This is a genomic window from Leptolyngbya sp. FACHB-671 (genome assembly GCF_014695745.1).
GTDB lineage: Bacteria > Cyanobacteriota > Cyanobacteriia > Elainellales > Elainellaceae > JAAUTN01.
On sequence record NZ_JACJOV010000163.1, the window covers coordinates 1 to 20546 of the forward strand.

A 20546-nucleotide genomic window follows, 5' to 3' on the forward strand; every position below is an offset into this window, starting at 1 on the left:
CCAGCTTAGTAAATGTCATCGCAATCGCTGTTTGATGCACTCATACTGGAACTGTAGCGAGCATAGCTCAACTTAACCACCCCCTATCCCTAGTGCCGCTGCGTAAGTCCTGTATCTTTTGAAGCGTGAATGGTGGTGCGATGAAGCCGCACCACCATTCACGCAGGAGATTTATTCAGACCAACCGTTAGATTGATGCAACTGGATTAAAGGCTGAGCAAAATATCAAGCATGAACGATCATCCGTTTGACCCCTCTAAGCCCGATCAAAATTCCTATTCTGGGAATGGGAGACATTTGCCAGATCTCGCACCCCAGGAGAGTGAGCAACAAGAACTAATACGGACAGATCTGACACCAGAAGGAAGTACACCACTCACCCCACAGGAAAGAGATCAAGAAGAGCCAGATCTGGCCCAGCGGCGGCACGAAGATGCTACGGCTACTCGCAGAAGCTTGAAGCGGCTCTACCTTTCTCTGTTAGCAATTGGTATTGGTCTAGGGGCACTGGTATCGGTCGGTTTGGTCTTGCTGCTTGATCGCTTTGACCTGATCAATCCCTCCGTCGAAATTCGGGAACCCGCTGAATAGATTCGGTTATTACTATAATTTTCTCTAAAAAGAGGTTAAAGATGGAAGGGCACCCCGCTAGCGGGGTGCCCTTCCATCTTTAACCCTAATTTTTGGAATTGGTATTACTGCTTTTATTGCAAACTGTAACGCTCAAATTACGCCCAAAATATCTCCTCCTGAAGCACAGCCCACACTCCCGAAGCGGGTGACTATACTGAAAACACTGGACTGTGGTAACGACGATGAGCGATCTGTTTAAAGAATTTGAAGACCTGATCGATCAAGGATTTGAAGATCTTCTCTACTTTGTGCGGGAAATCGAAGGCAGAAATGAAGGGTTTCAAACGGAAGTAAAAACTCGTCGCAGTACCTCTTCGGATGCGTCTAGTCGTGCGGGTCGTACAGCCGAGAGCGATCGCCTTCGAACCAGCTCGACAGAGCGATCGCCCTCCAGTACTGCTAATCCATCCACAAGTACAACCACTGATCGCGTTATCGTCACCCCGCCATCAGATAGTTCTCTACAAGGCGTGGGTGGACTGTCAGAGGTTTTTAGAGAATTAAGAGAACTGGTCGAAATTCCGCTAAAGCGTTCCGAACTGCTGACAATGCTAGGTTTAGAACCGACGCGAGGAGTTCTTTTAGTCGGGCCACCTGGTACGGGGAAGACCCTTTCTGCCCGTGCCCTGGCTGAAGAGTTGGAGGTTAACTACATTGCCATCGTCGGGCCAGAGGTGATGGGTAAATATTATGGAGAAGCCGAAGCCCGTCTACGCCAACTGTTTGAGAAGGCAGCTCGCTCTGCTCCGTGCATTATATTCATCGATGAAATTGACAGCATCGCGCCCGATCGTTCCAAGGTGGAAGGCGATGTTGAGAAACGAGTAGTCGCTCAATTGCTGAGCTTGATGGACGGATTTGCCAGAACCAAAGGCGTGATCGTTCTAGCAGCCACGAACCGTCCTGACCACCTCGATCCGGCTTTGCGTCGTCCGGGTCGGTTTGACCGAGAAGTGCAGTTCCGCATTCCCGATCGCGATGGGCGACTAGAAATCCTCACCATTCTTACAGAAGCGATGCCACTGGAGCGGTCTGTTGATTTGGGGGCGATCGCTGACCTCTCAGTGGGCATGGTTGGCGCAGACCTAAAAGCGCTATGTCAAAAAGCTGCTTACACTGCCCTGCGGCGACTGATCCCCTCACTCAAAGCACCCGTTCCGCGCACGATGACAATTACTCAGGCAGATTTTCTCCAGGCTATTAAAGAAATTAAACCTGCTGTGCTGCGATCGGTTGAAATTGAGTCTCCTCAAGTTTCTTGGGATAGCATTGGCGGTTTAGAAAACGTCAAGCAAATTCTTCAGGAGTCCGTCGAAGGAGCCTTACTTTATCCCGAACTGTATCAACAAACCGGAGCCAAAACGCCGCGCGGAATTCTCCTCTGGGGTCCTCCCGGTACAGGCAAAACCCTTTTGGCAAAGGCGGTTGCCTCCCAAGCCAGAGCAAACTTTATTGCGGTGAATGGGCCAGAACTGTTGAGCAAATGGGTAGGCGCGTCTGAGCAGGCCGTGCGAGAAGTGTTCACCAAAGCGCGACAGGCTTCTCCCTGTGTTGTGTTTGTGGATGAAATTGATACGCTGGCACCTGCACGGGGCAGCTTTTCAGGCGATTCAGGAGTGAGCGATCGCGTTGTAGGGCAGTTACTCACCGAGCTAGACGGCTTACAAGAATGTGCCGATGTGTTGTTAATTGGAGCCACCAATCGTCCTGAAACCCTTGACCCTGCTCTCTTACGGTCCGGCAGACTGGACGTACAGCTAAAAGTAGACTTGCCCGACCAGGCAAGCCGTCTAGCGATTCTCCAGGTTCATAACAGAAAACGTCCTTTGGCAGATGTAGATTTAGCAAACTGGGCTACCCAAGCCGAAGGCTGGAATGGCGCTGACCTAGCACTTTTGGGTAATCAAGCTGCTCTAGAAGCAATCCGCCGATATCGGGCTCAAGGGCATACCGATCCCAGTTCTATTCAAATCACGACCGATGATTTTGCAGCGGCTCATCAGTGGATTTCTGATCAGCGAGCAGCAGCAGGACTTGCCTAATTTTGAGGGGTAGGAGACTGCCTGCGATCGCAACCCTACTATCAAAATCGTCGAGGGGTGGGTAAGTCAATGCTCCATTGTGCTGCGGTCGCTCCCCGCACCTGCACCTCATCTGGATCTAAGGTGTAGCCGGGGCTAAGCTCGACCACAATGCGAGTGGTCTGCTCCTCAAATCGTCCGACTCTGATCTCTTGAATCGGATTTCGAGAAGGTTGCCTTACGGTCGTCCGACTAAAGATAATTCCGGGTAAATCTACGACGAGCCGGGTTGGGTTATTAAGCAATTGCACTCTGGGTTGCACACTAACGTCCGTTAGAAAGACCAAACGATTTGCATTTGCATCAAATCGCCAAAACTGAAGCACGGCTGCCTCTGCGGGAGCAGCAATAACACTTGCAGCCAGTACGATAGCGGGCAATACACTAAACTTTGACCAGCGGGATTTCATAACTCTAGGTTTCGTCGTTAATATTTTTGGGTGGGAGGATGGCGATCGCCATCACTCTTTTACCGTCTTATCAGAAGCTTGACGGGAAAATCTCTTAATTTGTTTACGCTCCATTCCTCCACCCATGCTCAAATCTCCTCGTCTTATTTTCAGGCATTTTTTCCCAGCTGACTTAAATCAGCTTTATCAGGAGATTTACAGCCATCCAGGGGTTGCTAGAGCTTTGTCTCCAACAGGTTCACTCACCTTTGAGCAGACCGCTCAGATCTTACATAGACGGCTAGACCATTGGCAGAAGCACGGATTTGGTGTGTGGGCGCTCGTTTACAAGCAAAACCAGCAATTGGTGGGGCACTGTGGTCTGCATTATTTAGGGGATACATCGGAAGTCGAGCTAACCTATGCTATTAATCCATTTTATTGGAGACAGGGATTAGCAACTGAAGCAGCCAGCACCGTTTTGCGCTGGGGGTTTGACACGCTTAAGCTCCAGCAAATCGTTGCCGTCACAAGTCCAGAAAATGTCGCCTCTCGTTGCGTCATGCAAAAGCTGGGTATGAAGTACGAGAAAAACATAGAGTATGCAGCGACAGAAGTGGTTTACTACAGCCTGCAATCTAAAACATTTAAGTCTGAAACATTTAAGTCTGAATCACGTCTGAGCGAACATTCTTTTGACTGATTTGTTTAGAGTCATGAAGATGCTGCACAGAGTCGAGAATTCTTGTGTTATGTTAGTGATTGAGAATTAAGTATCGGTTGCAGCGTTTGTTTTTAGTCTTGACGAGTTTTTCACGTTTGGTTCTGACAGGCTTCTCTCCGAAATCTCAATCTCTACACACTTCTGATTTTGGAGAAAATCTATGTCAATTTATGTAGGCAATCTGTCTTACGAAGTTACTGAAGCGGACATGACTTCCGTATTCGCAGAATACGGTTCAGTCAAGCGAGTTCAGCTTCCCACTGACCGCGAAACAGGTCGGATGCGCGGCTTTGGTTTCATTGAAATGGGCACTGATGCCGAAGAGCAAGCTGCTATTGATGCGCTTGACGGAGCTGAGTGGATGGGACGCGACATCAAAGTCAACAAAGCTAAGCCTCGCGAGAACAACAAAAGCTCGTTCGGTGGCGGCGGCAATCGTGGCAGCTTTTCCTCTAGCAGATACTAAAATCACAGCTTGAGAAAGCAGTCACAACCTTAGAAACCTAAGTGAAAAAAGAGAAGGGCAAAAGCCCTTCTCTTTTTTCTTTGCGCCTTCCTAAATTTATCCTTAATCTCTAGTTAGAGAAAAGTTGTTTGAACAGTGCGGTCCCAATACCGCCCAACACAGCTCCGACAACTGCTAAGACGGGCACCAGTAGCAGCGCATAGCCCATTCCCTGTCCTCGAAAAGCAAGATCGTCAAGGATGTAGGCCTTAAAGAAAACAAATGCTATTCCTCCTGCTCCGGTGACCGCAGAGGTAACCACCCCTCCAACAAAGACTCGAGCAAAGGTTGGTAGAAAGGACCTAGAAGACTTGTAAAAAATAGCTGCTGCCACTCCAGCAAGTAGGCTAATGATAAAACTGCTGACTATGCCAGGAAGCACAGCATAAATTAGAAATAGCCAGCAAACAAAAATTAACCCCATAGAACTCTAACCAAAACGGCGCTAACCTTCAATTGGGGTAATTACTTTTAGGTGATTGAAACGTCAAAAATGACGCAGCAGTTATCGGCTTCTATTGATCATGGCTTGGAGACGCTCTAGGGGATACTCTGAGACAAAGCTTTCCCAGGTAGTGTAATGCCCATTGAGCCGGTAAACATACAGTACGCCATTAATTCGACGAGTGGCAGTGACCAAATTGAGCATTCTGGCCATGTTGAGACACTGGGTCAATTCATCTGCGGTCATAGGTCGTTACTCTTATGGGCTGAGCGCGAAGCGGCACTAGCAAAACTTAGATTCTAGTTTGCTGACTCCTCATTGTATGCGATCGCTAGAAGAAACAACCCCTATTTCTTACCCTGACTTAGTGCTTCTTCAAAATGCTGTTTTAACTAGGGAGAGGTACTTAAAACTCTTAGCTAACCCTAGTTTTATTACAAACATTTATATATTTGATACTTGGCAGCACAAATTAAGAGATGGTTAGCCCCCCCGTTATCGACCCGCATCAAGGGCTAATGGGCTAGTGCCAATCAGTCACCTGAAAAACCTATCGCTTTATCGCTTGTCTTTCTTGGAGTTGGCTAAACCAAGCTCTATCAGAGAAGTTAGGGAATCACATGTTTACTATGATGCCACACTCGCTTTGGCGGACTCTTTAGAGAGACTGTATTGTCCTTTCTTACCCCGATACCATTTGTTGTTCTTCAACCCAATCGAAAGCACATTAGAAACGCGATTGCGAGCATCATTGCGGGCATCTTTAGGAGTTGCCTCGATAAACAGAGCATCTACAATACTGGGTACTTCAAACACTTTGTCGGGTTCCTGATGCAGGATATGAGCAACCGCTTCAGGAAGTGAGGTTTTGATAAACTCCTTCCGCATGTAGCGCCGCCAAGCGGTGTCTCGTCCAGTGGTTTTTTCGGGTTGCTCCTCTTCGGAGGACTTACTACCCTTGCCCGCAGGTTTTCTAGACTTCGCTTTGGTGGGTGCTTTCACTTCAGGCTCGTCTAAAGTATCTTCAGGCTCAGGAGATGCTTCTGATGAGTCAGTAGATTCAATCTCATCATCAGTCTCAAGGGTTTTATCTAACAAATCTGCAGTGCTACCCGTTGAACTGAATAGCCCAATCACGGTTTGCAGGCTTTGACGCTTCTCCTTTAAAGCTTCCAGTTGGCTAGCTAGGGCAGCCGCTTGTGCAGCTAAATCTGAGTCAGCTTCGAGTAGCTTAACGAGAGTGGGATCATTGGTTTGACCAGTTTTCTGAGGCTTGTTCATGAGAATTGTCCTTAAGTAAGTTGAGTTGAGTAGCAATTCTGGGCAGAAAGTCACTGTTGCAGTGAGTCTGGTTGAGATAACACTGACAAGTCAGGACTTTTAATCGAGAGTCATCAGGTAACTGCAAAGAAAAGCACTTGAATGACTTTCTATTGTGACTAGATTAACTCATGAATGAGTAACATAAACAATTTTGTCAATAGTTATTGGTCATTAGTGACGGATTGTTATACCAATTCCAAGGTTTGTTTCACCTTTTCACTTGTGAGATCGCGATCGCCAGTCCACCTGCAACCAATCCCCAAAAGGCTGAACCAACGCCAAATAAAGTGATTCCGGATGCTGTCACCAAAAACGTGATCAATGCGGGTTCTCGTTCTTTTTCCTGAATCAGCGCGGTCAGCAGTCCGTTGCCAATTGTGCCTAATAGAGCGAGTCCGGCGATCGCCAGCACCAGTTCTTGAGGAAATGCTGCAAATATGGAACCCACTGTGCCGCCAAACAAGCCTATGATCAGATAAAAGACTCCGGCTGCAATGGCTGCAACATAGCGTCTTGCTGGATCTTCATGTGCTTCTCGCCCCATGCAAATGGCAGCAGTAATGGCAGCAAGATTTAATGCAAACGCACCGAAGGGTGCCAAAACTAATGCTGTAGCACCCGTCCAACCAATTAAAGGAGAGATAGGCACGGTGTAACCAGAAGCTCGAATCACCGCGACCCCAGGCACGTTTTGAGAAGCCATGGTGACTATAAACAGGGGCAAGGCTACGCCAATGAGTGCGCTAAGTGAGAAGCGGGGCGTCGTCAGCACGGGTTCTGCCAGTTGCAGGCGTAGGGTGTCAATTTGTAACAGCCCCTGAGAACCTGCGATCAGAATTCCTAAAATCAGTGCAGTCACCACGGCATAGCGGGGTGAGAATCGACGCATGATTAAGTAGATGCAAAACATTGAGAAGGTCATCACAAACTGCGTCTGCATTGAGATGAAGACATCTAGCCCAAACCGCAACAGCACACCAGCCAACATTCCTGCTGCGATCGACATTGGAATTCGGTTAATTGCTCGTTCAAACCAACCACTAAATCCACAAAGCGTAATCAATACTGCTGAGATCAAGAATGCCCCGATCGCTTCTTCCATCGGCACTCCGGTTGCTGTGGTGATCAGCATTGCTGCACCTGGTGTAGACCAGGCTGTCACGACTGGCACCCGATAGCGCAGAGACAGCACAATGCACGTTAATCCCATGCCCAACCCCAGTGCCCCCATCCATGAGCCGATTTCTGCCGGGGATGCATCAAACGCTTGAGCCGCCTGAAACACAATCACGGCAGAGCTAGTAAACCCAACCAACACGGTGACAAAACCTGCGATCGCCGCAGAAACAGAGAAATCTTTTAGTAAGGTAGTGTGCATCGTTAGGATGAATGACCAGTAGTCTTCTCAAGATACAGACGCTCGAATTCACCCGTATTGGATAGAATTGCTCTTCTGGTATTGACCTGGAGTAATTCCAAAGGCACGTTTGAAGGCGCGATTCAGGTGGCTCTGGTCGTAAAACCCGTGTTCCACCGCAATTTGGGACAGCGGTTTAGATGTTTGTAGCGATCGCTTTGCCTGCACCAGTTGCCAGTGTCGTTGATAGCTATGGGGTGGTAAGCCAACCTGCTGCCGAAAACTGCGAATCAGATAGTAGGGACTCAATCCGGTTAGCTGCGTCAGCGTCTTAATGGAGATGTTTTCAGCATAGTGAGACTCCAAGTAATCTCGAATGATTGCAGTCGCTTTTGTTTCTGGTTTGGGCGATCGCCAGGAATACAGCGGCGTACCATGTCTTACAAATAGCTGTGAGAAAGCCTCAAGCAAATGAGATTGTTGCTCTAGGTGAGAGGCGGGCTCAGCCAACGCTTGAAATAAGGTGTGAAAACAGAACCGCAATGATTGATCCCGAATGACAGGTTGAGTGAAATGAGGCAATCCTTTTCCCTGCCATTCCAGTTGAGCCTGAATCTGTTCAACTAACGGCACACTAATATAGATATTGCGAAACGTCCAGCCTGCCTTGGATTTGGCTTGCCCGGTGTGTACTTCGCCTGGATTGATTAAGTTAAAACTGGTTGGATAGGCGCGATGGGTTTCTCCCCGATACAAAAACTGCCCCTGCCCTCCTTCATTCATGCCGATCGTGTACTCCTCATGCATGTGCTTGGAAAAAGCATGATGAAACAGTCGGGCACTGAACAGCTCAACGCCAGATACATCTGTTCTCCACAACCTGGCAAATTCTGTGTCTGAGTTCATAGTCAGAAGATGATATCTAAGTCTATTCAAGCGTCTCTGGAGCCACTGATGGCGATCGCTTCCAATAATGAAACAAGACCTAGAGAGGCTTGCTCGACTGCGCCATCCTGCTGCCCTGCTCATCTGCCCTGCGTCGGGTGCATTGGGCTAAACGGGCGATCGCCCATCAAACTTGCAGCGCTTGGGAAAAATCATTGGCGATCACAACAAAAGTTACTGTAACCATGTCAGAAGTTGTTGCAACCATGTCAGAAGTTGCTGTAACCATGTCAGGAACTCCTGTCGGCGTTGCTGAACATGGGTGTGATTTACGGAACTCAATCCCCTCTGCAAGGACATGGCATTGCCATGTCCCTACGAAATTTATACATCACATCAGCAATGCCCTTCTGTTATGGACTCAGAAGAAAATCTGCCTATTCTCCCAGTGGTTCGTGTGGAAATGTTAACTCCACGTTCCGATCGGGGCACCTATGTCATTAGCCCGATCGCATGAAAAAACTCCTCTCCTAAGAGACCCGATGGATGGATTCCTGGAAACGGATTTAGCGATAAACTTGATCGCAAAACTTGATTAGCATCAATAATCGGTTAGCATCTATAAATTTTGCGCCCGAAAGACGCTCAAGATTTTTATCAACGTCTGCCCCTCCGCTCCATCTACCCTCCTAAATCCTGTAAGGGAGAAGTTTAAGAGTAACGTCATGCGCCAAGAGCTACAAGTGACGGTGTCATCTCCAGTTCGCAAACCCGACATTCAAATCGCAAGCGCCTGGGACCCCACCCGAAATAAGCGGATACCGATCCTGCATCATCAAGATCAGACGTTTCGCCTGCTAAATGTGTTTCCTAAAAGTCAATCCAAAGAAGTCAGCTTCATTTGGTGGAACTTGACCGACAACTTAGGCAAAACTTGCTTACTGCTCAAGGGGTCCAAAAGTCACAGCATTTGGGAAAAGGTTCACCTGGATGAACTCATCGACGATGCTTCCTTGCCCTGGAATACAGCAGATGCAGCCAATTCTACGTTTGTCAAAGCTACCTTGCTGCTGCTTCAGGCAGTATATGCAGAAGTTGACTATTTCTTTGGCACTAGACACGCTGAGCTGTTTGAGAAAGATGTAACTAAGGTCATTCAGCAGGAAAACTTTCCTCAGTCTGACTCCCGCGATCTGGTACGGCAGCTTTTGAAGGTTGATCCGTTAATTGCGGCACATCTAGTCGTGTGGCAGGAACGACACCTCACCATTCTGCTCCAAAAAGTGTATGAGCTTGCTTTAGAATTCTTCAGCAATGACACCTTTACAGCACGAGTCTTTAGCGCTTTAGAAGACTTGCCTACAAAAGAACGGGTGATGTTTACAGTCTGGCTAGCAGAGCAATTTCCAGATGGCAAAACATGGAAATTGCCTCAGACAGATGTATCCAAGATTTGATTTGGGCTGTGCAAACAGATCCACGACGACCCAAAATCTTCTGAAGACGTTGTCTTTAAGACTGCTCTACTAAATGTAAACGTATTAACAATTACCAACCTCTGAGAAGCCGTGCGCTGTAAGCGAGGCAGCTTTCTCCCACCGAGTTGCATCATGACTTTAAGTACCCCCTCCACTCTACATCAGCAGGATCAGATTAAAAGTAAGCTACCGATCGCCCAGAGGTTTAAACAAAAATCTCAGAACTATAAGCTGCTGCTGGCTAAAGTGTTGGAGTGGACGGGAGGACAACCCGCTCTGACTCAAACACTCTGTCAATTGATTGCGGATGCTGAAGACGCTCCGGCCGTCGGTGCTGAGACAGAGTGGTTTGAACAGTTGGTACATCAAAAGCTGATTGACCCGTGGGAAAATCTACCAACGCTTGAACCGATGCGGGCAATTCGCGATCGCCTCACCATGCGAAAGCAGCGCAGCGCTAAACTGTTGCAGACTTATCAAAAGATCTTGGAGCAGGGAGCGATCGCCGCAGACGACTCACCCGAGCAAAAGGAACTCCGACTGCTGGGGTTAGTGAGCAAACAGCAAGATCAGGTCGAAGTCCACAACCCCATTTATGCCGCTGCATTTAACCAGACCTGGTTGGATCAGGCGCTTAAGAAAATTCAGTCTGAAATTGAACCGAGTGATGCTGTATTTCGCAAAACATTAGCTGAACTCGAAAGAAAGCTGCTACTCTCTCAAATCGAAATCCTGTCTCGCGTAGACAACGGTGCAGAAGAACAAAAGTCAGCTCAAACCTTATATGAAGTGCTGCGCGATGTCACTTCACAGGTGGGTGATTTGGTCAGTGCAGACCGAGCCAGCATTTTTCTGCTCAACGACGAAAAAACAGAACTGTGGTCACTCGTGGCTGAAAACGAAGCTGGAGATTTTCTTGATATCCGAGTGCGCATTGGTGAAGGAATTGCCGGACAGGTCGCTCAGGCGAAGAAGGTGATTCATATTCCTGCCAACGTGTATGACGATCCCCGTGCCGTTTTGGTGAAGGAATTTGACCAGAAGTATGGGTATAAAACTGAGAATATCCTGGCGCTGCCAATTTTGAGCGAAACCAAAGAAGTGGTTGCCGTTATCCAATTTCTAAATAAATTGCAGGCAGAAAAGCTGCCCGATAGCAACGAAGCGATTAAACCAACGGGCTTTACCAAGCTAGATCTAGAACGACTGGCAAAATGCTTGTTACCCATCCGGCGAATTTTGGAAAGCTGTCAGTCTTGCTACAAGGCAGTCAGAAAACTTCAGGCAACTGCTGCACTGGCAGAGGCAACGCGATCGCTCGACCAGATCAATCTGGATACAAAAGCAATCTTGCAACGGGTAATGAACACCGCCAAAAAGTTGATGAATGCTGACCGCAGCACCCTATGGTTAGTTGACCATGACCAGGGCGATCTGTGGACAGAAATTCCAGGGCGGGGCGAAGTGCGGTGTGCGATTGGTGTAGGGTTTGCAGGATACGTTGCCCTCACCCGCGAACCGATGATCATTCCCTTTGACCTGTATGATCACCCCAGCGCTGAAAACGCTAAAAAAACAGACGAGCAGACACGTTACCGCACCTGTAGTTTGCTGTGTATGCCCGTGATTAGCCCAGAAGGTGAGCTTTTGGGTGTAACTCAACTCGTCAACAAACGCAAACCAGGAAATCATCCTGAATACAGCAAAGACGATTGGCCCACCGTTCCCGATTACTTTAAGACTGGCTTTGACCGCAACGATCAGCAGGCAATGCAGGTGTTTAATGAACGGGTAGGAGTTGTGCTTCAGTTTGTCAAAACCCATGAAACCCTCAAGCAGCTAGGACAGGTTAAACCCAAAGAGGCAATTTACAACGCACTGTCCGTGTTGAGCAGTGCTGTTGCTGACCAGGATGACGAGGCACTGCACAACGTGCTTTATCACGTCCTGAGTTTTGTCAGCCAATCGCTCAGCAAACTGCTAAAAGCCGAATTCACAACCATCTTTTTATTAGATGCAGAAGAAACCGAATTTTGGTCACTCAATCTGGGGATAGGAGGCGATGCAAGCGAAATTCGGATTTCAGCCACTCTAGGAATTGCTCACAAAATTCTTGAAACAAGAGCAACTCAGGCAAGCCACAATCCGCAGAAGTTTAACGATGTGTTGATTTACAAAGGAGTGAGTCCAGATAAAGTAGACGGTCTCCTTAACCTGCTGCTCTTTCCAGTGATAGATCAACGCGGAAAAGTAATTGCAATTATTCGAGCGTTCAACAAATTGCAGCTTTCCATACCCGGACTACCGTTAGAAGAAAAAATTGATCCAAGAGGATTTTCAAAATCTGATTCAGATTACTTAAAGATTTGTCTTGAGCCAATTCTGCCGATCCTTCAGGCATGTCGATCTTTCCATGAGGAAATTTTGACCATTCAAGAACAGCAGCGGGCGCTTGATCCGCTCTATCAAGCCATTAGCTTCGTCAGTCAAAGCAGCGGCAATCCTGAGGAGTTAATTCAAAAGGTGATGCAGGCAGCCAAGAATTTAACTCACGCCGATCGCAGTACGCTTTGGCTGATCGATCATCGAACCAATGAACTGTGGACTAGCATCCGTCAAAGCAGCGGAGCCTGGTTAGAAACCCGAGTTCCAATAGGCGAGGGCTTTGTCGGAAAAGTTGCTCAAACTGGACAAGCCTTGAATATTCCCTTTGACCTGTACAATCACCCTGACTCTGAGATGGCCCGAAAAACTGACCAGAAAACTCGTTATCGTACTTGCAGTTTGTTGTGTATGCCTGTTTTGGGGGCAGATGGTGAGTTGTTAGGCGTAACTCAACTGGTTAACAAACGCAGACCAGGCAACTTCCCAGAATACAGTGCGGCAGACTGGCCAGACGTGCCTGATTACCTCAAGTCCAGTTTTGAGGAAAAAGATCAGAAAGATATGGAGATCTTTAATAACCAGGTTGGGGTGATTTTGCCAGAGGTAATAAATCGTCAGCGTAGCAGCCATCGAGCAGATTCACTCAGCCCTTCAGCTTTAAGGTGAAATCGCGTGGAGAGTCTTTAATTTTGCGGCAAACGTAGCATGGACAAAGAGTGCTAATTCGTGTCCATTGTGCTTCTACGGTTGGGTTCCGCTATGCTCCACCCAACCTACGCGGAGAGAGGTGTCAGTAGGGTTTTGTTAGGATGGGTGAAGCGTAGCGGAACCCATGCTGTCAGAGAATTGCAGCCTTTGAAGCTATTCCAACACTTCATTTACAGTAATCTCCCGATAGAAAGCCATAGCGTAGGGGCGGTTCGCGAACCGCCCCTACAGGGATTTGTGGTTTATGCAAATGGAAGTTGCTGTAAGTTTGTCGCACCACCTTGTATTTCTGTGGTTAAAGAACCGTTGCAAATTCCTTGAGGTAAGCCCGAGAAAAGGGTTCTGCAGAGCCAAGCTGATACTGCTCCATCAAGCCCTTGCGAGAAATCGAAATACTGTCTCCACGTCGAATTACAACAGTTGAATCCTCAAATACATCGCGGGAGAGCATCATTTCATGTTCTGTTGGATTGTCTAACACGACAAGATTGCTGCCGAAATAAAACATTCCTTCTCGCTCCAAAACGTCTTCCCGATATTCCACAATCAGCAAATCTAACCTGGGATTCCGCAGCAGGTTTTGGACGTTGACGTTGTACTCCGAGTTCAACGGTTTCTCAGCCCGGTTTACAAAAACGGTATCTCGGCAAACTGCGCCAACCACCCAGTCTGGACGCTGCAACAGAATGTGGTCAATGACTTCTTGAAGTTCCTGGACTGAGACTCGGTTAAAGCTAATGATGGGGACTCGGGCAGCGGCACCTGATTCAAAGAAGGTGTGCAGAATGTGAGAAGTCACATCGACTCTCTCTCCGATCGCAGGTTTAAGGTGCATATAAATGCCTGGAGCTGCATTGATTTCGATGATGCTTAGTCCGCCTTGCTTCCAGGATTTTGATAGATCCCGAGTAATCAAATCGATTCCCAAGCAGGTCAAGCGAAAGTGTTGGGCAACGTCTTGCGCCAGGATTACATTGTCAGGATGAATGGAAGGAGTTGCATCAATACTTAAACCACCTGCTGAGAGATTAGCAACCTTGCGAAGATAAACGGTACGGTCTTCCTCAAGCACACTATCTAAAGATAGCCCTTGCTCCTCCAGGTAGTTTTCCAGCGATTCATCAAGCTTGATCTTGCCTAGAGGAGAGGTGGGAGTATCAATTCGAGCCGCAGTGCGGTTTTCGCGCTGGATCAATTCAAAAATAGTGGAATCTCCGTCTCCAGTCACGGAGGCTGGACGGCGTTCGGTTGCTGCAACAAATCTGCCGTTGACGCACAGGAGGCGGAAGTCGGCACCCGAAATGCTTTCTTCGACAATGACGCGAACAGGTTCATTTTCGGCGATCGCCTCTACTGCCCGCTCAAACGCAATCTCTAACTCATCCCCATTCTGCACGGCTGCTGTTACGCCAATGCCCTTGTGCCCAACTACAGGTTTGACCGCAACAGGATAACCGATGCGCTTTGACACAGTCAAAGCCTCTTGACGAGAAAATACAACTTCTCCCTTAGGAACAGGGAAACCCAACGTGCTTAGGAAGCGTTTGCAATCTTCTTTATTAGTCGTAAAATCTGAGTCAATGTGACTATCACAGTCAAAAGTGGTGGCAATACCGCGAACTTGTTTTCTGCCATAGCCATACTGCATCAACCCCTCATCCCACAGATAAAACGTGGGAATTTCTCTTTCGTAGGCAGTACGTAACAGTGCATACACTGTAGGGCCACCGTAAACTGAATGACGAAAGACACCCTGCAACACCTCAATCTGATCCGCAAGGTTAAAGGTTTGGTCTTGGCTAATTGCTTCAAACCAGTCCCAGACGCAGTAGGCAACTTCCCGACTAGTCCGCTGATGAATTGCTTGCACCGCGATCTTATCGACAGAGTTAGATTGAGGAGTTACACTCCAGCGATCGAGATGTAAGCCCATATCCAGGTTGCTGACCTCAGCTACGGTCCAAGCAAACAGTTGAGCATAGGATTCGCAATGTCTATCTTTTAGATGCGGATAGTAATCGCCAATGGCTGAGACATAATCAGCTAGGGGCAGAGGTTCGTTGTAGCCCGTTAAAGCAAAGTCAAAAACTAGCGCCGACGTGTTGAGGTAGAAGTTAGGTCCTTCGTAGTGCCTCAAGTTATAAATGTCAAAGGCATCTGTTTTTCGAGCATTTACCCGAAATGTTTGCTCACTTTCTTGTAAAACCATTTGTCTCTCCAAATCAAACGCCTTAATCACTCGACCAACACAACAGCTCGACCAAAAAGCAACTTACTTTAGAAGTATATGTCTATCCAAAGTGAGATGTTGCATTCAGGTCGAATTTTTCCACCCTAACAGTACCTCGTTCTAACCTTAGCTGCTTCTATCGGAGGTTCTGTTCAAGCTGTTGCTGATTAAGGGTCATATTCTGTATCAAGGAACACAACTTTTGGAAGATGAAGTTACGTAGCCGATTTTCTATAACCTTAAGAGTGGTGTAAGACGCACAGACAGGATGTTTAAGGACTAAAACCTTCTTCAGATTGCTTCTTTGACTTCTTGGGTGGTACTAATATCCCAGTTAATATCGCAATTGATAAAAAGTTTTTTTGGAGACGTAAGTGATGAGTAGCACTAAAGCTGACCTTAGAGATGAGGTGCGCCACCTTGCTGACGCAGCTTTTCGTCAAAAACTAATTTCTGGTCACGGCGACGGTGAGTACAGCCACAAGTATCAGATTATCTTTCAGGGCAGACCCAGGCACTACGAATTGGAATACGCCCGCGACTTTTTGAAAAATCTCCTTGTCCGCAATTCTCTAGAACATTTGTTTGAGAAGCAGTGTTGAGAGTCCCTAAGTTGCTGTTTCAACTTGCGGTTGATGAATCAGTAGCGTGTTGCCGCTGACCAACCATTCAGCATAAGTCCAGTCGGCTTCTGTATCGATGTCTACCTAGTAAAGCAGGTCAATCATGAAGGGACGATCGCCCGTTAGCGATCGCCCCTCACGATTGTTTTATAGCGAATCACGTCAATATATCCAGTTTGCCAATACAACGTTGGTAATTGTTATGGCATGTTATAGGGTTCCTTAATACTCGCTAGACAATAGCGGTTTAGGAGCCTGTCTTCTCCCGATCGCCACATTTTGTAGGTCAGGGAAGGCATCTTCGGCAAACTCGACTAAGGGGTGAGCTTAAGCTAGCCACAGATACCCCCTCAAAGTCACAATCACCGATTAAACCGTATCTTTAAAGCCCAGTCAATACTGCAAACTTGCAGCTACCTTACTTCATACGTATCCACCAGTATATACTTCTCTATCTTTTGACGTAGCCGCTCTACACCTCTTGACAGTGTTCTCTGCCTGTAGCCACTGACTACCCTACTCTTAGTTGATGGTGTTACTCCCTAATGCTTCAGATCAAAGGTATTTTCGGACTCGTCATTTATTGGGAGTTTGCCAAATCTATTCGCATTCGGGTTTTCATCTGTTCGCATTTTTCCGCAACAGATTGGCTTGTAGAAGCGTAAGCTCCAATTAAAAGATTTTTACTCAATCCATGGATACAGGATGTGCGATTTGACCAACCTGCTATCGTATGGGACTCTTCCTTGCCTAATTTTATTTGGCAATATTTTGTCTAGCTGACACAAACCTCAGATAGGGTAACCCTGCTCGTTGGCTAGCGCAGATCAATCAATAGGTCTGCGCTGCCTGACAGTTGGCATGACCAGATTGAGTAGTCTGAGAGATTTGCAGAACGCGGACTGTACACCTCGTCCATTTTCTTAAAGTTAAACGTTGATGACTAGAGCAACTGCTGCCTTGAGGGTCAGCCGCTTGCTCAACTCGGGACTGAGTTTCCTTGTCTTCCCTGTCACAACTCACCCTTTCATCACTCCTACGGAATCATCATGAGCAATATACAGGCACAGCTTTCTTCCACTGCAACCGGTTTTCAAGTCGAAGGATACGAAAAAATTGAACTCAACTTTCAGATTGTGGACAGCATTTTTGATCTTCGCAAATCTGACTTAGCTGACCACTACACTCGTCTGGGACGATGCCTTGCAGTGGTTGACCACAACGTTTACCGTCTTTACGGTTCTTATCTACAACAATACTTTCAGCATTACGGCATTGATTTGACCATCTTCCCAGTCGCGATCGAAGAGCCTGACAAGACGATCACGACTTTTCAAACCATCATTGATGCATTCTCCCGCTTCAATCTAGTGCGCAAAGAACCCGTTTTAGTGATTGGTGGCGGGCTAGTTCAAGACGTCACGGGCTTTGCCTGTGCTGCCTATCGTCGCAGCACTAATTACATTCGGATTCCAACCACGTTGATTGCGCTGATTGATGCAGGCATTGCGATTAAAGTCGCGGTAAATCACGGCAAACTAAAGAACCGCCTCGGTGCTTACCATGCTCCCCAGAAAGTCTTTCTGGATTTCTCATTCCTACAAACGCTGCCTGTTGACCAAATTCGTAACGGCATGGCAGAACTGGTGAAAATTGCAGTCGTTTCTAATGCTGAAGTGTTTGATTTACTCGATCGCTATGGTGAAGCGCTGCTGCACAGCCATTTTGGCTATCTCGCTAAAGACGCTAACTTACAGAAGATTGGACACCAAGTAAATTATGAGTCGATCAAAACCATGCTGGAGTTAGAGGCTTCTAATTTGCATGAGTTGATGCTCGACCGGGTGATTGCCTACGGACATACCTGGAGTCCGACGCTTGAGCTAGCTCCTGAACCGCCTTTGCTGCATGGTCACGCAGTCAATATCGACATGGCGCTATCCGCTACGATCGCTGCTAAACGAGGATACATCACGGCTGAAGAGCGCGATCGCATCCTGGGACTGATGAGCCGCTTAGGGCTAGCGCTTGACCATCCCATGCTGAATGGTGATTTACTCTGGCAGGCAACTCAATCTATTACTGCAACACGGGACGGTTTGCTGCGAGCTGCAATGCCCCGTCCAATCGGGGTTTGTCACTTTGTGAATGACCTGACTCGTCAAGAGCTAGACGCAGCTTTACATCAGCACAAGCAGCTCTGTGCAGACTATCCCCGTGCTGGCGCAGGAGTAGATGCCTACGTGAGTGGCACGGGTGCCAGTCAGACCGTCGAAAAACCCACCTTAGTTGGAGGTAAAGCATGACTTTCAGCGTAACTCCTGACTCAATTCGCTCTACAGCTGCAAATACCCCGAATGCACCCCGCCCTGTTACACCCTTGGGTATTGCAGTTGAACATTTGGAAGCAGCGGTAGCCCTGTTAGCTCAGACGCCGGATGTACCGGACGATCTGGCAATGCATCTACAAAAGGCATTGGTGTTGATGGCGGGATTAGATCCCTATCTGGAGCAATCCACCACACCTGAATCACCAGAACTCACCGAAATCGCTGAAAGAACACACCGTGAAGCGTGGCAAAGCCGATTTAATCAGGGTAAAACGGTGCGTCCACTAGAGCAGGAAATGCTCTCTGGACATGTCGAAGGACAGACGCTCAAACTGTTTGTTCACATGACAGGTGCTCGTCGCATTCTGGATATTGGCATGTTTACGGGATATTCAGCGCTAGCAATGGCAGAGGCTTTGCCTGCGGACGGGTATTTAGTTGCCTGTGAGGTTGACCCCTATACGGCTGAGTTTGCCCAATCGCTATTTCAGCGATCGCCCCACGGCAGCAAAATTCAGATTGAGCTAGGAGCCGCTCTAGAGACACTCGAAAAACTGACGAATCACGAACCTCCGTTCGACTTCGTGTTTATCGATGCGGATAAGCAGGAATACATTCAGTATTACCAAAAGCTGTTGGATAGCAATTTGCTAGCTGAGAATGGCTATATCTGCGTTGATAACACCTTGTTTCAAGGGCAGGTTTACTCACCAGAGGCAGAACGGTCAACGAATGGTCAGGCGATCGCTCAATTCAATCAATTTGTTGCCGCAGATCCTCGCACTGAGCAAGTTCTGCTGCCATTGCGAGACGGGCTAACCCTGATTCGTCGAGTGTAAACCCAGGTAGGGGCGAACGGCTGTTTGCCCCTACGGGTCCTGCAATTAACTCCCTACAAACCAACTGAATGAAAACCCTTTTGCGAGAAACAATAACAAATCCACCTCTAGCGGCTTCTGGAGCGCGATCGCCGCACTTCTCGTCACTCCTCTTTGTGATATTTCAAAATCTAGGAACCTTGGCACTGTTGGCGATCGCCCTTCCCCTAAACCTCACAGTTGTAAGTTTAGCGCTGCTCTGGAATTGGATACGTCAGCCTTTTCGCCAACCTGCCACTCGGATACAGCATCCTAAGAATATCTTAATTGCGGGTGCCAGAATGACAAAAACGCTGCAATTAGCGCGATCATTTCATGCGGCTGGACATCGGGTCATTTTGATTGATACTGAAAAGTTTTGGCTGAATGGCAATCGGTTTTCTAACACGGTTGCAAAGTTCTATACGGTTCCTGATCCAAACCAGGATTTGGAAGGTTACACAAAGACGTTGCAGGCGATCGCCAAAGCTGAAACTATTGATCTGTTTATTCCCGTTGCAATTTTTGCAGTCATTTACCCAGAGGGAATGGAGCAGCATCCGCTATCTGGCTACTGTGAAGTATTTCACTTTGAACGGGACATCGTCCGAATGCTGGATGATAAGTTTGCCTTTGCTGAGAAAGCGCGATCGCTCTCACTCACCGTCCCCAAATCCTTTAAAATTACTGCTCCAGAACAGGTTCTAAACTTTGACTTTTCTCAGGAAAAACATCAGTACATTCTCAAAAGCATTCCCTATGACGCAATTCGGCGTTTAGACCTGACCAAACTTCCTTGTGATACGCCTGAAGCAACGGCCGCCTTCGTCAACAGTTTGCCAATCAGCGAAAAGAAACCCTGGATTATGCAGGAGTTTATTCCTGGGCAAGAATACTGCACGCATAGCACCGTGCGAGATGGCAGATCAACGCTCTACTGCTGCTGTAAATCCTCCGCGTTTCAGGTGAATTACGAGAATGTAAACAAACCCGAAATTAGTGAGTGGATTAATCGCTTTCTGGAAAGCGTTGGTGGCGCGGGACAAGCCTCATTTGACATTATTCAGGCAGCAGATGGAACCGTATATCCAATTGAGTGCAATCCGCGAACTCACTCTGCCATTACCATGTTTTACAACCATCCTGGCGTAGCGGATGCCTATCTTAGTCAACCTGCTGCTGAACCGTTGCAACCGCTTCCAGACAGCAAACCAACCCACTGGCTCTATCATGAACTTTGGCGACTGAACGAAATTCGTTCTTTCAAACAATTACAAACCTGGGTCAAAAACGTTTGGCGCGGCAAAGAAGCAATTTTTGAAGTGAGTGATCCGCTGCCATTTCTCATGGTGCATCACTGGCAAATTCCATTACTGCTGCTTGGCAACCTGAGAAGGCTCAAAAGCTGGACAAGAATAGACTTTAACATTGGTGAGCTAATTGAGTGAGGCAGTGGCAATACCCCTGTAAGGGCGCGTTGCGATGCGCCCTTACGCAAATCTGCAACATCTGCAAATCAAATCGGTATTAGTTTTAAGAAAAACTAGATAGAATCAGATAGCCTTTATTCCTTTGAAGGATTCTTCAAACATT

General features: G+C 47.6%; 18 protein-coding genes. 11 read left to right on the top strand and 7 right to left on the bottom strand.

Going from position 1 to position 20546, the window contains the following annotated elements; genetic code table 11:
* Nucleotides 1–231: 231 nt before the first annotated feature.
* On the top strand, nt 232–591 hold the full coding sequence (locus H6F93_RS30415) for a hypothetical protein (RefSeq protein ID WP_190689311.1): 360 nt from the start codon (nt 232–234) through the stop codon (nt 589–591).
* Nucleotides 592–815: 224 nt separating this feature from the next.
* Entirely contained in the window at nt 816–2675 is a 1860-nt protein-coding gene (locus tag H6F93_RS30420) for an AAA family ATPase (protein WP_190689315.1), read from the top strand.
* A gap of 41 nt (nt 2676–2716) precedes the next feature.
* Here the strand turns inward: H6F93_RS30420 and H6F93_RS30425 are convergent, their stop codons facing one another.
* The gene (locus H6F93_RS30425) at nt 2717–3124 is read right to left on the bottom strand and encodes an AMIN domain-containing protein (protein ID WP_190689317.1); all 408 of its coding nucleotides are present in this window, start codon (nt 3122–3124) and stop codon (nt 2717–2719) included.
* A gap of 124 nt (nt 3125–3248) precedes the next feature.
* Here H6F93_RS30425 and H6F93_RS30430 point away from each other — a divergent pair, with 124 nt between their 5' ends.
* On the top strand, nt 3249–3806 hold the full coding sequence (locus H6F93_RS30430; RefSeq protein WP_190689320.1) for a GNAT family N-acetyltransferase: 558 nt from the start codon (nt 3249–3251) through the stop codon (nt 3804–3806).
* Between the two features lie 181 nt (nt 3807–3987).
* A complete protein-coding gene (gene rbp, locus H6F93_RS30435; RefSeq protein ID WP_190646062.1) occupies nt 3988–4293 on the top strand; it encodes an RNA-binding regulator in 306 nt (101 codons plus the stop codon).
* Nucleotides 4294–4402: 109 nt separating this feature from the next.
* On the opposite strand, the gene H6F93_RS33705 is transcribed toward rbp, so the two are convergent.
* The 5 genes from H6F93_RS33705 to H6F93_RS30460 form a co-directional block, all read right to left on the bottom strand.
* Nucleotides 4403–4756, bottom strand: a complete 354-nt coding sequence (locus H6F93_RS33705; RefSeq protein ID WP_206755787.1) for a hypothetical protein — start codon at nt 4754–4756, stop codon at nt 4403–4405.
* An 81-nt stretch (nt 4757–4837) separates the two neighbouring features.
* A complete protein-coding gene (locus H6F93_RS30445; protein ID WP_190646064.1) occupies nt 4838–5023 on the bottom strand; it encodes a hypothetical protein in 186 nt (61 codons plus the stop codon).
* A gap of 381 nt (nt 5024–5404) precedes the next feature.
* Nucleotides 5405–6058, bottom strand: coding sequence for a hypothetical protein (locus H6F93_RS30450; RefSeq protein WP_190689326.1), 654 nt, complete (start codon nt 6056–6058; stop codon nt 5405–5407).
* Between the two features lie 250 nt (nt 6059–6308).
* Nucleotides 6309–7478 (bottom strand): benzoate/H(+) symporter BenE family transporter, encoded by a 1170-nt coding sequence (locus H6F93_RS30455; RefSeq protein WP_190689329.1) that lies wholly within the window; start codon nt 7476–7478, stop codon nt 6309–6311.
* A 48-nt stretch (nt 7479–7526) separates the two neighbouring features.
* On the bottom strand, nt 7527–8363 hold the full coding sequence (locus tag H6F93_RS30460) for a helix-turn-helix transcriptional regulator (RefSeq protein WP_190689333.1): 837 nt from the start codon (nt 8361–8363) through the stop codon (nt 7527–7529).
* Between the two features lie 9 nt (nt 8364–8372).
* Here H6F93_RS30460 and H6F93_RS30465 point away from each other — a divergent pair, with 9 nt between their 5' ends.
* The 3 genes from H6F93_RS30465 to H6F93_RS30480 all read left to right on the top strand — a co-directional run bounded on the left by H6F93_RS30465 (nt 8373) and on the right by H6F93_RS30480 (nt 12871).
* The gene (locus H6F93_RS30465) at nt 8373–8585 is read left to right on the top strand and encodes a hypothetical protein (RefSeq protein ID WP_190689335.1); all 213 of its coding nucleotides are present in this window, start codon (nt 8373–8375) and stop codon (nt 8583–8585) included.
* A 482-nt stretch (nt 8586–9067) separates the two neighbouring features.
* Complete coding sequence (locus tag H6F93_RS30475; RefSeq protein WP_190646068.1) at nt 9068–9799, top strand: Npun_F0813 family protein; 732 nt, start codon at nt 9068–9070, stop codon at nt 9797–9799.
* Nucleotides 9800–9952: 153 nt separating this feature from the next.
* Nucleotides 9953–12871 (top strand): GAF domain-containing protein, encoded by a 2919-nt coding sequence (locus H6F93_RS30480; RefSeq protein ID WP_190689340.1) that lies wholly within the window; start codon nt 9953–9955, stop codon nt 12869–12871.
* A 337-nt stretch (nt 12872–13208) separates the two neighbouring features.
* On the opposite strand, the gene H6F93_RS30485 is transcribed toward H6F93_RS30480, so the two are convergent.
* Nucleotides 13209–15122 carry an ATP-binding protein gene (locus H6F93_RS30485; RefSeq protein ID WP_190689344.1) on the bottom strand — a complete coding sequence of 638 codons (1914 nt, stop codon included), beginning with the start codon at nt 15120–15122 and terminating at the stop codon, nt 13209–13211.
* Nucleotides 15123–15520: 398 nt separating this feature from the next.
* Between H6F93_RS30485 and H6F93_RS30490 the strand changes: the two genes are divergently transcribed.
* The 4 genes from H6F93_RS30490 to H6F93_RS30505 all read left to right on the top strand — a co-directional run bounded on the left by H6F93_RS30490 (nt 15521) and on the right by H6F93_RS30505 (nt 20401).
* A complete protein-coding gene (locus tag H6F93_RS30490; protein WP_190646071.1) occupies nt 15521–15745 on the top strand; it encodes a hypothetical protein in 225 nt (74 codons plus the stop codon).
* Between the two features lie 1070 nt (nt 15746–16815).
* The gene (locus H6F93_RS30495) at nt 16816–18072 is read left to right on the top strand and encodes a sedoheptulose 7-phosphate cyclase (protein ID WP_190689347.1); all 1257 of its coding nucleotides are present in this window, start codon (nt 16816–16818) and stop codon (nt 18070–18072) included.
* Nucleotides 18069–18935: an O-methyltransferase gene (locus tag H6F93_RS30500; RefSeq protein WP_190689350.1), complete on the top strand. Its 867-nt coding sequence runs from the start codon at nt 18069–18071 to the stop codon at nt 18933–18935. Before H6F93_RS30495 ends, H6F93_RS30500 begins: the two co-directional genes overlap by 4 nt.
* A 68-nt stretch (nt 18936–19003) precedes the next feature.
* The gene (locus tag H6F93_RS30505; protein WP_190689353.1) at nt 19004–20401 is read left to right on the top strand and encodes an ATP-grasp domain-containing protein; all 1398 of its coding nucleotides are present in this window, start codon (nt 19004–19006) and stop codon (nt 20399–20401) included.
* The last annotated feature ends 145 nt before the right edge of the window (nt 20402–20546 follow it).

Bases quoted from the DNA above. Each gene is read 5' to 3' on its own strand.
- H6F93_RS30415 (WP_190689311.1), top strand. From the start codon at position 232: ATGAACGATCATCCGTTTGACCCCTCTAAGCCCGATCAAAATTCCTAT.
- H6F93_RS30420 (WP_190689315.1), top strand. From the start codon at position 816: ATGAGCGATCTGTTTAAAGAATTTGAAGACCTGATCGATCAAGGATTT.
- H6F93_RS30425 (WP_190689317.1), bottom strand. From the start codon at position 3,124: ATGAAATCCCGCTGGTCAAAGTTTAGTGTATTGCCCGCTATCGTACTG.
- H6F93_RS30430 (WP_190689320.1), top strand. From the start codon at position 3,249: ATGCTCAAATCTCCTCGTCTTATTTTCAGGCATTTTTTCCCAGCTGAC.
- rbp (WP_190646062.1), top strand. From the start codon at position 3,988: ATGTCAATTTATGTAGGCAATCTGTCTTACGAAGTTACTGAAGCGGAC.
- H6F93_RS33705 (WP_206755787.1), bottom strand. From the start codon at position 4,756: ATGGGGTTAATTTTTGTTTGCTGGCTATTTCTAATTTATGCTGTGCTT.
- H6F93_RS30445 (WP_190646064.1), bottom strand. From the start codon at position 5,023: ATGACCGCAGATGAATTGACCCAGTGTCTCAACATGGCCAGAATGCTC.
- H6F93_RS30450 (WP_190689326.1), bottom strand. From the start codon at position 6,058: ATGAACAAGCCTCAGAAAACTGGTCAAACCAATGATCCCACTCTCGTT.
- H6F93_RS30455 (WP_190689329.1), bottom strand. From the start codon at position 7,478: ATGCACACTACCTTACTAAAAGATTTCTCTGTTTCTGCGGCGATCGCA.
- H6F93_RS30460 (WP_190689333.1), bottom strand. From the start codon at position 8,363: ATGAACTCAGACACAGAATTTGCCAGGTTGTGGAGAACAGATGTATCT.
- H6F93_RS30465 (WP_190689335.1), top strand. From the start codon at position 8,373: ATGATATCTAAGTCTATTCAAGCGTCTCTGGAGCCACTGATGGCGATC.
- H6F93_RS30475 (WP_190646068.1), top strand. From the start codon at position 9,068: ATGCGCCAAGAGCTACAAGTGACGGTGTCATCTCCAGTTCGCAAACCC.
- H6F93_RS30480 (WP_190689340.1), top strand. From the start codon at position 9,953: ATGACTTTAAGTACCCCCTCCACTCTACATCAGCAGGATCAGATTAAA.
- H6F93_RS30485 (WP_190689344.1), bottom strand. From the start codon at position 15,122: ATGGTTTTACAAGAAAGTGAGCAAACATTTCGGGTAAATGCTCGAAAA.
- H6F93_RS30490 (WP_190646071.1), top strand. From the start codon at position 15,521: ATGAGTAGCACTAAAGCTGACCTTAGAGATGAGGTGCGCCACCTTGCT.
- H6F93_RS30495 (WP_190689347.1), top strand. From the start codon at position 16,816: ATGAGCAATATACAGGCACAGCTTTCTTCCACTGCAACCGGTTTTCAA.
- H6F93_RS30500 (WP_190689350.1), top strand. From the start codon at position 18,069: ATGACTTTCAGCGTAACTCCTGACTCAATTCGCTCTACAGCTGCAAAT.
- H6F93_RS30505 (WP_190689353.1), top strand. From the start codon at position 19,004: ATGAAAACCCTTTTGCGAGAAACAATAACAAATCCACCTCTAGCGGCT.